Origin of the sequence: Brevundimonas vesicularis (genome assembly GCF_014204545.1) — a bacterium.
Lineage (GTDB): Bacteria > Pseudomonadota > Alphaproteobacteria > Caulobacterales > Caulobacteraceae > Brevundimonas > Brevundimonas vesicularis_B.
The window spans coordinates 862,499-876,226 of sequence record NZ_JACHLJ010000001.1 but is presented as its reverse complement, the minus strand read 5'-3'; the positions used below and the strand labels follow the sequence as shown (position 1 = coordinate 876,226).

The 13,728-nt window shown below is 65.5% G+C and carries 14 protein-coding genes and 2 tRNA genes; 12 read left to right on the top strand and 4 right to left on the bottom strand.

Annotated elements, in window-relative coordinates; translation table 11 throughout:
• Positions 1–2: 2 nt before the first annotated feature.
• From HNP47_RS04525 to HNP47_RS04495, 7 genes are all read left to right on the top strand, one after another.
• On the top strand, positions 3–203 hold the full coding sequence (locus HNP47_RS04525; RefSeq protein ID WP_184278514.1) for a DNA gyrase inhibitor YacG: 201 nt from the start codon (positions 3–5) through the stop codon (positions 201–203).
• A gap of 27 nt (positions 204–230) precedes the next feature.
• A tRNA-Phe gene (locus HNP47_RS04520) sits at positions 231–306 on the top strand.
• A 533-nt stretch (positions 307–839) separates the two neighbouring features.
• Positions 840–1,721: a MotA/TolQ/ExbB proton channel family protein gene (locus tag HNP47_RS04515; RefSeq protein ID WP_017505197.1), complete on the top strand. Its 882-nt coding sequence runs from the start codon at positions 840–842 to the stop codon at positions 1,719–1,721.
• A 5-nt stretch (positions 1,722–1,726) separates the two neighbouring features.
• Entirely contained in the window at positions 1,727–2,161 is a 435-nt protein-coding gene (locus tag HNP47_RS04510; protein ID WP_184278513.1) for a biopolymer transporter ExbD, read from the top strand.
• Between the two features lie 14 nt (positions 2,162–2,175).
• Entirely contained in the window at positions 2,176–2,895 is a 720-nt protein-coding gene (locus HNP47_RS16500; RefSeq protein WP_055754883.1) for an energy transducer TonB, read from the top strand.
• 150 nt (positions 2,896–3,045) lie between these two features.
• A tRNA-His gene (locus tag HNP47_RS04500) sits at positions 3,046–3,122 on the top strand.
• Between the two features lie 111 nt (positions 3,123–3,233).
• Positions 3,234–4,220 carry an aldo/keto reductase gene (locus tag HNP47_RS04495; RefSeq protein WP_184278512.1) on the top strand — a complete coding sequence of 329 codons (987 nt, stop codon included), beginning with the start codon at positions 3,234–3,236 and terminating at the stop codon, positions 4,218–4,220.
• Positions 4,221–4,293: 73 nt separating this feature from the next.
• Here HNP47_RS04495 and HNP47_RS04490 read toward each other — a convergent pair whose 3' ends face one another.
• Positions 4,294–4,716 (bottom strand): DUF2147 domain-containing protein, encoded by a 423-nt coding sequence (locus HNP47_RS04490; RefSeq protein ID WP_184278511.1) that lies wholly within the window; start codon positions 4,714–4,716, stop codon positions 4,294–4,296.
• A gap of 122 nt (positions 4,717–4,838) precedes the next feature.
• Positions 4,839–7,172, bottom strand: coding sequence for an NAD-dependent DNA ligase LigA (ligA, locus tag HNP47_RS04485; protein WP_221414911.1), 2,334 nt, complete (start codon positions 7,170–7,172; stop codon positions 4,839–4,841).
• A 120-nt stretch (positions 7,173–7,292) separates the two neighbouring features.
• On the opposite strand from ligA, the gene HNP47_RS04480 reads away from it, so the two are divergent.
• The 3 genes from HNP47_RS04480 to HNP47_RS04470 all read left to right on the top strand — a co-directional run bounded on the left by HNP47_RS04480 (position 7,293) and on the right by HNP47_RS04470 (position 9,485).
• Complete coding sequence (locus tag HNP47_RS04480; RefSeq protein ID WP_184278509.1) at positions 7,293–8,249, top strand: M28 family peptidase; 957 nt, start codon at positions 7,293–7,295, stop codon at positions 8,247–8,249.
• Positions 8,246–8,743, top strand: coding sequence for a hypothetical protein (locus HNP47_RS04475; RefSeq protein WP_184278508.1), 498 nt, complete (start codon positions 8,246–8,248; stop codon positions 8,741–8,743). The genes HNP47_RS04480 and HNP47_RS04475 overlap by 4 nt, the downstream gene beginning before the upstream one ends.
• Positions 8,744–8,822: 79 nt before the next feature.
• Positions 8,823–9,485: a sugar transferase gene (locus tag HNP47_RS04470; RefSeq protein ID WP_221414910.1), complete on the top strand. Its 663-nt coding sequence runs from the start codon at positions 8,823–8,825 to the stop codon at positions 9,483–9,485.
• Here HNP47_RS04470 and rpiA read toward each other — a convergent pair.
• Positions 9,482–10,165 carry a ribose-5-phosphate isomerase RpiA gene (rpiA, locus tag HNP47_RS04465; RefSeq protein ID WP_184278507.1) on the bottom strand — a complete coding sequence of 228 codons (684 nt, stop codon included), beginning with the start codon at positions 10,163–10,165 and terminating at the stop codon, positions 9,482–9,484. The two genes, HNP47_RS04470 and rpiA, sit on opposite strands and share 4 nt — an antisense overlap.
• On the bottom strand, positions 10,162–11,514 hold the full coding sequence (glmU, locus tag HNP47_RS04460) for a bifunctional UDP-N-acetylglucosamine diphosphorylase/glucosamine-1-phosphate N-acetyltransferase GlmU (RefSeq protein ID WP_184278506.1): 1,353 nt from the start codon (positions 11,512–11,514) through the stop codon (positions 10,162–10,164). The genes rpiA and glmU overlap by 4 nt, the downstream gene beginning before the upstream one ends.
• Before the next feature lie 64 nt (positions 11,515–11,578).
• Here glmU and HNP47_RS04455 point away from each other — a divergent pair, with 64 nt between their 5' ends.
• A complete protein-coding gene (locus tag HNP47_RS04455) occupies positions 11,579–12,292 on the top strand; it encodes an HAD-IA family hydrolase (protein ID WP_184278505.1) in 714 nt (237 codons plus the stop codon).
• A gap of 100 nt (positions 12,293–12,392) precedes the next feature.
• Complete coding sequence (locus HNP47_RS04450) at positions 12,393–13,682, top strand: dicarboxylate/amino acid:cation symporter (protein ID WP_184278504.1); 1,290 nt, start codon at positions 12,393–12,395, stop codon at positions 13,680–13,682.
• Positions 13,683–13,728 lie beyond the last annotated feature (46 nt).

Sequence of the window (13,728 nt, the reverse complement as noted above, 5' to 3'; positions counted from 1 at the left end):
CCGTGGCTTCCTGTCCCATCTGCCGCAAGGCCGACGCCGATCCCAAGTACAAGCCCTTCTGCTCACGCCGGTGTTCGGACGTGGATCTTCAGCGCTGGTTCACCGGCGCCTACGCCATTCCGGTCGCCTTGGACGAGGGCGCCGAAGATGATGACGAAATGGACGAACTGGGCGCTGGACAGGCGCAAAAGCCTCCCCTATAGACCCGCCTCTCGCGACGCCGCGTCGGCGCCTGGATAGCTCAGCTGGTAGAGCAGCGGATTGAAAATCCGCGTGTCGGTGGTTCGAACCCGCCTCCAGGCACCATCTTTTCCTACACCGTGAAAATCGATTGTTTCGAGCGCATGATCCCGCGCTGCGGCCTTTGCGCCGTCCTTTGGTTTCAGCTGGCTTGCAGCGATCAGCCCTACAATTCGCCATATCGGGAAATGATCACGCTCAGGATGGCTGTTTTGAACAAACTTGCTTCACCTGACGTCAGATCATCATCAAAATGTCGCGCGGCTGCACTCTAATGCGCCGGTTGGTGGAACTTTTCTCCATGTCTCTCGACGGGTTAAAAGCCCCTCTTGTCCCTTGACGCTCCGGTAAGGGTTCGTCAAAGGGTTGAGGCGCCTTCGCAAGAAGACGTTAATGCGGATCGCCGGAGACGTGTCTCCGAAGGTTCGACCAGCGGAGACGAGGCGGGCGACCGGTTCGATCTCCACCGAAGATTTCAGCGGGCTCTGATCCTCGAAAGGACGGGCGCGTTGAAGGAAACATTTCAGGTTGGGGGGCGGTCGCTGACTATGGCCGCACCTTTGGTTCCACGAGTCAGACCAAGCAGGAACTGGCGAATTATGCTGAACAGCAAAAAGACGAATATCCTTCTCGCCATGGCCGGCGCCGCCGCGCTGATGGCGAGCTCGCCGGTCCTGGCCCAGGCCCCGGCCGAGCCCACTCCGGCCGCCTCGACCGCGGCTCCCGCAGCCGCCGCTCCGGCCGCCGGCGAAGCTGATCCCGCAACGGTGAACGACGCCGTCGGCGGCGGTCACGGCGACATCACTCCGATCTCCATGTTCATGGAAGCCACGGTCGTCGTTAAGGTCGTCATGGCCGGCCTGCTGCTGGCCTCGATCCTGTCGTGGACCCTGCTGCTTATCAAGCTGTTCGAGTTCGGCGCTCTGAACCGCAAGACCGACAACTTCCTCGAAAACTTCCGCGGCGCCCGCACCATCGCTGACATGCGCGCTGTCTCGACCCAGGAAGAGTTCGACGGCAACCCGCTGGCCGACATGGCCGCCGCCGCCACCGAGGAAATCGAACTGTCGCGTCAATCGGGTCTGTCGGTCACCGGCGATCACCTCGACTCGGCCATGGCCCGCGCTCAGTCGGCTGTCGCCGCCGTGCAATCCGGTCTGGCCCTTCGCCTCTCGGGCGGCCAGCAGTTCCTGGCCTCGGTCGGCTCGATCGGTCCGTTCGTCGGTCTGTTCGGCACCGTGTACGGCATCATGAACTCCTTCATCGGTATCGCCCAGTCGAACACGACCAACCTGGCCGTTGTGGCTCCGGGTATCGCTGAGGCTCTGCTGGCTACCGGTATCGGTCTGTTCGCCGCTATTCCGGCCGTTGTGTTCTACAACTATTTCAACACCCGCATCGCTGCTTACGGCACGCGCGCCGACGGCTTCGCCGCCGAGTTGCTGAACGGCATCTCGCGTCAGCTCGACAAGGGGGCGTAAGACGGATGGCCGCCAAGATTAAATCGGGCGGCGCTGGCAACCTGCCTCAGGCCAACAGTGATATCAACGTTACGCCTTTCGTTGATATCATGCTGGTCTTGCTCATCATCTTCATGGTGGCGGCTCCGCTTGCCTCTGTGTCGGTGCCTGTCGAGTTGCCAATCGCCGTCGCCAAGGCGGCCCCGAACCCGCCCAAGCCGGTCTATATTTCGATCCAGAATGACGGCGACGTCTATGTGGGCGACTTCCGGACCGACGTCGGATCCCTGGGTGACGATCTGAAAGAACAGATCGGATCCCGGAACCCGGCCGATGAGCGGATCTTCATTCGGGGCGACCAGAACACCCGTTACGGCGACTTCATGCAGGTCATGAATGCGCTGCAGGATAACGGCTTCTATAGCGTTGCGCTGGTCGGCGAAGACCAGGCGACGAGTTAGGATGCGGAGATAGTATGACAGACGTCGAATATCATCGCAGTCGCTACGACGTACCCAAGAAGAAGGGCTTCATGGGGGTGTCCTACCCCGTGCTGATCGTCTGCCTGATGGTGGTCAGTATCTTGTTTGCGTTGCTGATCTTCTTTGTTCAGCAGTCCAAGTTCAAGCTGAAGGAGTTCAACTACGTCGACGAGTCCGTCGAGGTCGAGTTGGTCGAGCCGGTTCCGCCGCCTCCGCCTCCTCCGCCCCCGCCGCCTCCGCCGACGGATACGCCTCCGCCGCCGAAGCTTCAGGTGCGCGTGCCGGCTCCGGTCCCGAACATCGTCCCCCCTCCGCCGGTCAACATCACGCCGACGAAGAAGGAAGATCGGGTTGAATACACGGGTCCGCCCGTCAATATTCCTGGACCTCCGCCTCCGCCCGCCCCCCCGGCTCCGCCGCGCCCGTCGACGATCACGAACGTTCAGTGGTCGCGCCAACCGCGCCCGACGGCTGATGACTTCCCGGCGCGTGCGCTGGAACGTGAAATCAGCGGTTCCGCTACGGTCGAGTGCACGGCGCGCTCCAACGGTGCTCCGGCGAACTGCCGCGTGATCTCGGAAGAGCCCGCAGGCATGGGCTTCGGCCGCGCCGCCATTCGGGTGGTTCAGCGTGGACAACTGTCCCCGCGGACCGTCGATGGCGCCGCTCAAGACGCGACCTTCCGCGTCCGGGTGCCCTTCACCCTCGGGTGATTGTCACGGCCACAGACAAGACGCCTCGGAGAGCAATCTCCGGGGCGTTTTTGTTTGCGGCATCGCCGACGAAATCTCCTGACGAAATGTGAGGAAGGCGCTTGATCGCCTGCCGCAGGCCCGGTAGAGAACGCGCCTCGCGACGCGCGGGCCGCCTTAGCTCAGTTGGTTAGAGCGCCGGTTTGTGGAACCGGAGGTCCTCAGTTCAAGCCTGAGAGGCGGTACCATCGCAAAAGCGCGGTCGGGCTTGCAGCCCGCCGTCGCCGCGACCATCTCCTTATCGTCGGCCGCCACATCCGTTTTTGGGCCGATCCCCCACATCGACAGGAGAAGGCCTCATGAAGACGCGCAAGTTGAGTGCGAACGGCCCCGAGGTTTCGGCCATTGGCCTGGGCTGCATGGGCATGAGCGCCTTCTACGGTGGCGCCGACGAGGCCCAGTCCATCTCCGTCATCCATCGCGCGCTGGATCTGGGGATCAGTCTGTTCGACACCGCCGAGATGTACGGCCCTCACACAAACGAGGTGCTGGTCGGCAAGGCGCTGAAGGACCGGCGCGACCAGGCCTTCATCGCCACCAAATTCGGTATCAACTATAACGCCGACCGCACCAAGCTGATGACCGACGGCAGCCCGGCCAATGTCCGTCGCGCCATCGAGGGCAGCCTGCAGCGCCTCGGCGTCGATCACGTCGATCTCTACTATCTGCACCGCGTCGATCCGGACACGCCAATCGAGGACACGGTCGGCGCGATGGCGGAGCTGGTCAAGGAGGGCAAGGTCCGCTTCTTGGGTCTTTCCGAGGCCGCGCCTGACACAGTACGCAAGGCGCATGCGACCCATCCGATTACGGCGCTGCAGACCGAATATTCGCTATGGAGCCGCGAGCCCGAAGACGAACTGTTCGCGGTCGTGCGCGACCTGGGCATCGGCTTCGTGCCCTATAGCCCGCTGGGCCGCGGCTTCCTGTCTGGCGACATCACATCCATCGATGATCTGGCCGTCGACGATTTCCGCCGCACCAATCCGCGCTTCATGGGCGAGAACTTCCAGAAGAATCTGGATCTGGTCGAGGCAGTGAAAGCCATTGCGTCGGACAAGGGCATCACCGCCGCTCAACTGGCGCTGGCCTGGGTGCTGGCTCAGGGCGAGGATCTGATCCCGATCCCCGGCACGCGCCGTATCGCGACCCTGGAGCAGAATGCGGCGGCCGTCGACGTCGTTCTGACGCCCGAGGATTTCGCTCGGATCGAGGCCGTCTTCCCGAAGGGCGCGGCGACGGGGCATCGCTACGCCGAGACGGCGCGGGCTGCGCTGAACCGTTAATCTGAAGACCAATGCAAAAAAGGCCCGGTCGAATCGCTCCGACCGGGCCTTTCCTATGTGGGGAGTCCTGATCCTAATGGATGCGCGTCCAGGTCTGCGTCTTGCAGAGCGGCGCGACGATGCAGCCGCGCAGACGCAGGCTGTTGTCGTTTGTCATGGTGATGGTGCCGCGATAGGTGCCGCCGTCGGCCGGATTGTAGACCGAGCCGTTGCGCCATTCCGTCGGACCGCCGGTGAAGCCGGTCAGCATGGGCAGATTGCGCAGGGTGCGGTTCCGCTGGGCGGCGTTGCGATTGTTGGCGTCGCGCGCATTGGCGTCGGCGCGAATGTGGTCCGAAGTCACCAGCGTGCCGCACAGCGCTTGCCCGCAGCGCGCGATCCGCACCTGGCCGCCATTGGTCGGCGTCTGCCACAGGCCCGTCGGGTCGCCCGCCAGAGCCGGAGAGGCGAGGGCGCCCGCCAGGGTCGCCGCGGCCAGCATGATCTTGATCTTCATAGTCGTTCCCTTTCGTCGGGTCGGTCGCACCGCCCGTTAAAGCGGACGTTGATCGCGGTTTCGGTTGAAAACAAGGCCAAAACCCCAGCGATCACCAACGAAAACCGACCGTTAGGTCAACTTCAACCGCCGATCAGTGCCAGCCATTCGTCCTCGGTCAGCACCTGGACGCCGTGCTTCTCGGCGTCCTTGAGCTTGGAGCCGGCGCCGGGGCCCGCGACGAGGTAGTCGGTCTTTTTCGACACCGAGCCCGACACCTTGGCGCCCAGGCTTTCGGCGCGGGCTTTGGCCTCGTCGCGCGTGAAGCGTTCCAGGGCGCCGGTGAAGACGACGGTCTTGCCGGCGACCGCAGTGTCGGATTTGGGGCGTTCGGCGTCGAGGATTTCGGTCAGCTCTGCTTCCAGAGCCTCCACGACTTTGAGATTGTGCGGCTCGTGGAAGAAGTGCGCCAGGGCCTCGGCCGCGACAGGGCCAACGCCGGTGACGCCGGCGATCTGGTTCAGGATTTCGGACGGGCCGTCCTCGCGCGCGACCCGGGCCAGTTCGACCAGGCCGGACCAGTCGCTCGCCATCGTCGCCAACGATCGGCGGGCCGGGGCGGCCATGCCGGGGAAGGCCTGGCTGATCTTCATGTCCATCGTCGCCTCGTGCCAGGGATCGACGGCGGGGGGCTTCGCCTCGGCCATCAGGGTCAGGACGCGGGGCGATATGGCGTGGGCGGCCGCCAGTTCGGTCCAGGCTTCGGACGGCACACCTGATGCGGCCTGGAGACAGGCGGCCTTAAGCGCGGCCCAGCTCTCGAAGGCGCGGGCCAGAACGATGGAGGTCTGTTCGCCGATGTCGCGGATTCCCAGACCGAACAGAAACCGGTCCAGCGCGATGACGCGGCGGGCGTCGATGCCGGCGACCAGGTTGCGGATGCTGGTCTCGCCATAACCGTCGTCGCGCTCCAGTTCCTTCAGCCGCGCCTCGTCGCGCGCCAGGCGGAAGATGTCGGCCGGCTCCTTGATCCAGCCCCGCGCATGGAAGGCGACCAACTGCTTTTCGCCCAATCCCTCGATGTCGAAGGCGCGGCGGCCAACGAAATGCTTGAGGCGCTCGACGATCTGGGCGTCGCAGATCAGGCCGCCGGTGCAGCGGCGTTTGACCTCGTCGCCTTCGCGCACAGCTTCCGAACCGCAGACGGGGCAATGTTCTGGGAAGACGTAAGGGACGGCGTCGGCGGGGCGCAGGTCCGGGACCACGCCCAGGATCTGGGGGATGACGTCGCCGGCCCGTTGCAGGCGGACGGTGTCGCCGATGCGGACATCCAGACGTTCGATCTCGTCTTCATTGTGCAGGGTGGCGTTCCTGACCACTACACCGCCGACGGTGACGGGGTGCAGCCGGGCGACGGGGGTCAGGGAGCCGGTGCGGCCGACCTGGATGTCGATGCCCTCCAGCACCGTAGTCGCTTGCTGGGCCGGGAACTTGTGGGCGATGGCCCAGCGAGGACTGCGGGCGACGAAGCCCAGGCGGCGTTGCCAGTCGATGCGATCCACCTTGTAGACCACGCCGTCGATGTCATAGCCCAGGGTCGCGCGGTCGCGTTCCAGTTCGCGATAGACGGCGATCAGGCCCTCTGCGCCCTCGACCTGGCGCGAACGGGCGTTGACGGGGAAGCCCCAGGCTTCGAGCTTTTGCAGGGCCTCCCACTGGGTCTCGGCGAAGTCGCTGGAGTGTTCGCCCCAGGCGTAGGCGAAGAAGTTCAGCGGGCGTTTGGCCGTGATCCGGGCGTCCTTCTGGCGTAGGGAGCCGGCGGCGAAATTGCGGGGGTTGGCGTAGGTCCGGCGGCCTTCCGCCTCGGCAGCGGCGTTGAAGGCGGCGAAGGCATCGTTTGGCGCATAGACCTCGCCACGCACCTCGATCCGGTCGGGCCAGTCGTCGCCGGCCAGGGTCTGCTGCACATCGGCGATGGTGTTCAGATTGGCGGTGACGTCCTCGCCCGAGCGGCCGTCGCCGCGCGTGGCGCCGATCGTCAGCCTGCCTTGGACATAGAGAAGATTGGCCGACAGGCCGTCGATCTTGGGCTCGGCGACAAAGGCAATCGGTTCGTCGGCGGGCAGTTTCAGGAAGCGTGTGATCCGGGCGACGAAATCGCGCACCTCGCCCTCGTCGAAGGCGTTGTCCAGCGACAGCATGGGCACGCCGTGCCGCACCTCGGCGAACTGGGTTGAGGCGGCGGCGCCGACCTTGTTCGACGGCGAGTCAGGCCGGATTAAATCGGGAAAGGCGGTTTCGATCGCTAGGTTGCGCGCACGCAGGGCGTCGTATTCCGCGTCGGAAATCTCGGGCGTCGCCTCGTTGTACAGCGCGTCGTGGCGGGCCATTTCGGCGGCCAGCCAGGCCAGGGCCTCGGCGGCCGTCTCGGCGGTTAGGTCTTCGACGGGGACTTCGAGAGGAATCGTGTTGGCCATGGCCGTCGTCATATCATCTGACGCGCCGCCCGTGCATCGCGCAAAGCCGATGATGACAGAACCGTAGGCTGACGCGCCGTCCGCTCTTCGATAGGTTCGCGCGTCCTTATCGGAGCCTGTATGACTCGTTCGACCCTCTGCCTTTTCGTCGCTGGCGCCGCACTGATCGTCAGCGGTTGCGCCGCCGTTCCCGCAACAGCGCCGAGTGCGCCGAGCGCTGTTGCGCCGGTTTCCAGCCAACTGCTCGAGGACGTTCGCATCCTGTCGGCCGACGACATGCAGGGCCGCGACACGGGCTCTGAAGGCGGCGAGCGGGCGCGCGCCTATATCGTCTCGCGATTGGAGGCCGTGGGCGTTCAGGCGCCGCCGTTCGGGCGTTTGCAGCGGTTCGAGACGCCGGGCCGCACGAGAGAAGGCGTCAAGACCTTCAGCGGCGTCAATATCGTCGGCCTGATCCCCGGAACCCGCGTCGCCGACCGCTATATCGTTGTGACGGCCCACTACGACCATGTCGGCGTCAATGACGGCCAGATCTTCCACGGCGCCGACGACAATGCCTCGGGCGTGGCGACGATGCTGGAACTGGCGGCGCGACTGAAGGCCCAACCGCCGGAACATAGCGTGCTGATCGTCGCGCTGGACGGCGAGGAGCGGGGGCTGCTGGGCGCTCGCGAATTCGTCAAGGCGCCTCCGGTACCCCTGTCGTCACTGAGCCTCAACCTGAACTTCGACATGACGGCGCGGGCGGAAACGGACGGCCATCTGTGGGTCACTGGGACCTATCAGCATCCCAATCTGCGACCCTTGCTGGAGGCTGTGGCGCCGAACGGGGCCGTGTCCTTCGCCTTCGGCAAGGACACCCCTCAGGATACGGGCGAGAACAACTGGGTCGACGCTTCCGATCATGGCGCCTTCCACGAGGCGGGCGTGCCCTTCCTGTACATGGGCATCGACTATCACCCCGACTATCATCGACCGAGCGACACCTTCGACCGGATCACGCCGTCGATCTTCACCAGCGCGACCGAGATCGCCATCGCCGGGTTCCGCGCCTTGGACCGGGCGCTTGATCGATGAAGTCCTCATGGGTGGTCGTTGCGGTCGCGGGCTTGTTGAGCCTGGCGGCATGCGAGCGGCGCGACGCCGCGACATCGACGTCGACGCCGGAAGCCACGTTCCAGCATCGTCTGAGCGGCGATACCTCGGGCGACTATCGCCCGATAGGTGAGGAATCCATTCAGCCCGTGGCTTCGCTGTTTATCGGACAGGATGACGCCTTCGCCGCCTGGGAAGGTGGGTCCCGCGCTTCGCCACCGCTGATCCTGTCGCTGAACGGGCCGCAAGGCGAGGTAAGAGTTCTGCCGGACGCCTATGTCGTCACCGACGATCGGGTCCAGATGCGCGGCTCGGCGCCTGGCATGGGCTTGGTGGAGTTGTCGGCGCAGATTGATCAGGGCGCGTTGGCGACGGCGCGGCGCAATCTCGGAGATCATACGCCTGTTGTCGCCGGGACGGTTTCGGTGAGCGGCCGTCGCACGTCGTTCACGCTGAGTTGGTGGGGCGGCGACTGATCTAACCAACCTGCGCTGACAGCTCGTCAAGATTGCCAATCACGCAATCCCAGGTCATGATCACACTTGGGGGCGTTGAATGTCGATATCGGATTTGGCCGAGTGCGATGTCACGCCGACACGCGGTGTCGGTGCGCATCGGCGCCGCGTTCGTCCCGACCCGACCCGCGCCATGGATGTCGTGTTCGCCTTAATAGGCCTGCTTCTGACCTGGCCGCTCTTCGTTTTCATCGCCCTGGGCGTCAGGGCGCAGGACGGGGGGGGCGCGATCTTTCGCCAGCAGCGCATCGGACGCGACGGCCGAATGTTCGACTGTCTCAAGTTTCGCTCGATGAGGATGGGCGCGGAGCAAACCTTGCCGTCAGCATCTGATCCGGAATGGCAGGCGATGCGAAAGCTGACACACGACCCGCGCGTTACGCCGCTGGGACGCCTGTTGCGCCGGTCCAGCCTGGATGAACTGCCTCAGTTGATCAATGTGTTGAGGGGCGAGATGGCGCTGGTCGGCCCCCGACCGATCGTGATCGACGAGGCTGCGCGATACGGCCGGCGGCTGGCTGAGTACTGTGCGGTGCGGCCGGGCCTGACGGGGCTGTGGCAGGTGTCGGGCCGCAACGCCGTGCCTTATCCGCGCCGTGTGGCGATGGATGTCTGGCTGGTCAGAAACCGGAGCATCAGGGTTTATCTCGCGATCCTGGTGCGCACGATCCCGGCGGTGCTGAGCCGCCGGGGCGTGTCCTAGGGAAGACGCTCCTCGAAGCCCTCGTCCGTGCCGATGATGGCGAGGTCCGCGAGATCCAGGAACAGCCCGTGCTCCACCACGCCGGTGATCAGTTTCAGATCGTCGGCCAGACGGACCGGATCGTGGATCGCCTTGCAGCCCGCGTCATAGATCAGATTGCCGCCGTCGGTGCGGACCAGGCCGCGATCGGCCTGACGCACCCGTGCCGGCTGGTTGATATCGTGGTCGATCAGGACATCAGCGATGCGGTTGGCCGTCGTCTTGTGACCAAAGGCGACGACCTCGATGGGCAGGGGGAAGTTTCCCAGCACAGGCACGACCTTGGCCGCATCGGCGATGACGATGCAGCGAGCCGAGGCCTCCCAAACCAGCTTTTCGCGCAGCAGAGCCGCGCCGCCGCCCTTGATCAACGCCAGGCCCGGCCCGATCTCGTCGGCGCCGTCCACGGTCAGGTCGATGCGCGGCGTGTCCTCCAGCGTCGATAACGTCAGCCCAAGTTCGCGCGCCAGATCGGCGGTCTTTTCGGAGGTGGGCACGCAGCGCAGACCGGGCAGGCCCCGCGCCGCCAACGCCTTCACGAACCAGGCGGCCGTCGAGCCCGTGCCCAGGCCGACGATCATTCCGGCCTCGACATGAGCGGCGGCGGCCTCGCCGGCGTTCTTCTTCTGGAGGTCGCTCATTTGGATTTCGCAGCCTTCTTCGCCTTGGCTTCGACACGGAAGGCCGCGGCCGCTTCGGGTTTGACGGTCTGGCGCGCGCGGCCGAAGGCCAGGGCGTCGGCGGGCACATCCTCGGTGATGACAGAGCCGGAGGCGATCAGGGCGCCGTCGCCTATGACCACGGGGGCCACCAGGCTTGAGTTCGACCCGACGAAGGCGCCGGCGCCGACCTGGGTCTGGGCTTTGTTGAAGCCGTCGTAATTGCAGAAGATGGTCCCGGCGCCGACGTTGGCGCCCGCACCGACCGACCCGTCGCCCAGATAGGCCAGATGATTGGCCTTGGCGCCCTCCGCCATCTTGACGTTCTTGACCTCGACGAAGTTGCCGACCTTGACCCCTGTCGCCAGGTCCGCGCCGGGACGCAGGCGCGCATAGGGACCGACCTCGGCGCCGGCCGCGACCCGCGCGCCCTCGATATGGCTGAAGCTGCGAATGCGTGCGCCGGCATCAATCACCGCACCAGGGCCGAAGACCACGAAGGGTTCGACGACGGTCCCGCCGCCGATTTGGGTGTCCCAGGCGAAATGGACGGTCTCTGGCGCCGCCATCGTCACGCCCGCCGCCAGGAAGGCGTCGCGCTGCACGCTCTGGAACAAGGCTTCGGCCTCAGCCAGCTCGGCCTGGCAGTTGACGCCCATCACGGCGTCCTCTGCCGCGAAGACGGCGCGGGTCGGGTGGCCGCCCTGGCGCGCCAGAGCGACGACATCCGTCAGATAGTATTCGCCCTTGGCGTTCTCGTTCTTCACCTCGGCCAGCAGCGAGAAGAGCAAAGCCGCCGGCGCGGCCATGACGCCGGAGTTGCAGGCGGTGATGGCGAGAACGTCTGGCGACGCCTCCTTGGCCTCGGTTATGGCGGTCAGGGTGTCGCCTTCGACGATCAGACGGCCATAGGCGCCCGGATCGCGAGCCTCGAACCCGATGACGGTGACGCCGTCCGCATTGAACACGGGCTCGATGTCGGCGGCTTTCAGCAGGGGTACATCGCCATAGGTGACGACCACCTCGCCGTCGAAGCCGGCCAGCGCCTGTTCGGCGGCGCGCACGGCGTGGCCGGTGCCGAGCGGCGGGTCCTGGACCGCAATGGCGGCCTCGCCCAGCCTGCTGACGACATGGGCCCGGACCTCCGGCGAGTGATTGCCGACCACGACCACGATGCGTTCGCAACCTAGCCCTTCCGCCGCATCGATGGCGTGGTCCAGCATGGCGCGGTGGGCGACGGGGTGCAGCACCTTGGGCAGGGGCGACTTCATCCGCGTGCCCTGGCCGGCGGCGAGAATGATGGCGGCGCGGGCGCGCGTCTGGCTGGTCATGAATCGTCTCGCAGTCTAGTCGTCCTGCGATCTAGCCCATCATGCGGGCCAGCGGGAGATGTGGATGAGCGATCGCGACCTGGAAGGCTGGACCATCGCCTTCGATCTGGATGGGACGTTGGTCGATTCCGCCCCGGACCTGATCGGAACGCTGAACCGGATGCTGGTCGAGGAGGGGCTGCCGCCCGTGCCGATGGAGTCCGCCTCGACCCTGATCGGAACGGGCGCGCGGGCGCTGCTGGTGCACGGCTTCGAAGCCGCCGGCGCGCCGGTCGAGCGGGCCAAGTCCGACGAGCTGTTCGAACGCTTCCTGGTCGATTACGCCGCCCATATCGCCGATGGCTCCCAGCCTTTCGAGGGCGTGGTCGAAACGCTGGAGCGTCTGACCGAGCGGGGCGCAGTTCTGGTCGTCGCCACCAACAAGCGTTCGGACCTGTCGGAGCTGTTGTTGGGCAAGCTGGACCTGACCCGACATTTCGCCGCCATCGTCGGCCCGGATCGGGTCAGCGCGCGCAAGCCCTCAGGCGCCCATCTGAAGGAGGCCGTCGCCATCGCAGGCGGCGATCCCGAACGGGCCATCATGGTGGGAGACGCCGCACCGGATGCGGACGCCGCCAAAGACGCCGGCATGCCCTGCATTCTGACGACCTTCGGCTTTACGCCGACGCCCGTTGAAGACCTGGGCGGGGACGTCCTGATCGATGCTTTCGAGGACGTGGAAGAGGCGATCGACGGCATCCTCTCCGACTTCTACGTGAGGCGAGCGCTGAAATTCTGATACCGGCCGAGAGGAAATCTGTCGGCTGAATGATCGCTGCTGCGGTTGCGGATCGCCATGGCGATGGACAGATTGGCGCACCCCTGTTGAAAGTGCCGTCATGCTCGCTCGCTTTTTCAAGATCCCGCTGTGGCAGCGGACCGCCGCCGGCTTCATCCTTGGCATCATCGCCGGGCTGATCCTGCGCGAGCGGGCCGAGACCTGGCTTCAGCCGATCGGCGACGTCTATCTGAACCTGATCCGCATGGTGGTGGCGCCGCTCGTGCTGTTCACCATCGCCAGCTCGATCGCAAAGTTGGGTGAGGGGGCGGGGGCCGTGCGGCTGGGGGTGCGGACCATCGTCTGGTTCGCCATCACCTCATTGCTGGCCGTGCTGGTCGGGTTCGCGTTCGGCCACATCATCAATCCGGGCGTGGGCCTGTCGAACCTGCCGCTGGGCGAGGTCAAGGAACGGGTGATCCCGACGCCGTTGGAAGTTCTGATCGGCGTCGTGCCGACCAATCCGTTCGCCGCCCTGGCCGAAGGCAAGGTGCTGCAGATCATCTTCTTCTCGGCACTGGTCGGGATGGCGCTGGTGGCGCTGGGTGATCGGGCGCAAGGGGTGCGGCGTCTGGTGGATGAGGGCGCGGCCGTCATCTTCCGCATCACCCGCTGGGTGATCCAGCTGACGCCCATCGGCGTGTTCGGCCTGATCGGCTCGGTCGTCGGCGGCTATGGCTGGGAGGCGCTGCTGCCCCTGGTGAAGTTCATCCTGGCCATCTACGCCGCCTGCCTGTTCCACATCCTGATCGTCTATTCGGGCCTGCTGAAGGTTCACGGGCTGAAGGTGACCAGCTTCTTCCGCGGCGCCTTCGCGGCCCAGCAGACCGCGTTTGCGACTTCGTCCTCGCTGGGGACGTTGCCCATCACCCTTCGCCAGACGGTCGAGCGGCTGGGCGTGCCCCAGGCCTACGCCGCCTTCGCTGTGCCCCTGGGGGCCAATGTGAAGATGGACGGGTGCGGGGCTATCTATCCGGCCATCGCCTCGATCTTCATCGCCCAGTATTTCAAGATTGATCTGACGCTGACGCAGTACATCTTGATCGGCCTGACGGCGGTGCTCGGGTCGCTGGGGACGGCCGGCGTGCCGGGGACCAGCATCGTCATGCTGACCCTGACCCTGTCGACCGCCGGCCTGCCGCTCGAGGGCATCGGCTATATCGTCGCCATCGACCGGATCATCGACATGATGCGGACCGCGACCAATGTGACCGGCCAGATGCTGGTGCCGGTGCTGGTGGCCAAGGAAGAGGGCATCCTGAACCAGGACATCTATAACGGTCACGTCGCCTGGCTGCCGGGTGATCCGGAAGCCGATACGCCCGAAGGCGTTCGCGCCGCCGGAATCTGAAACAGGCGCTTGCGCGGGGCCGGCGACCGGGCTATGTCGCCGCCTC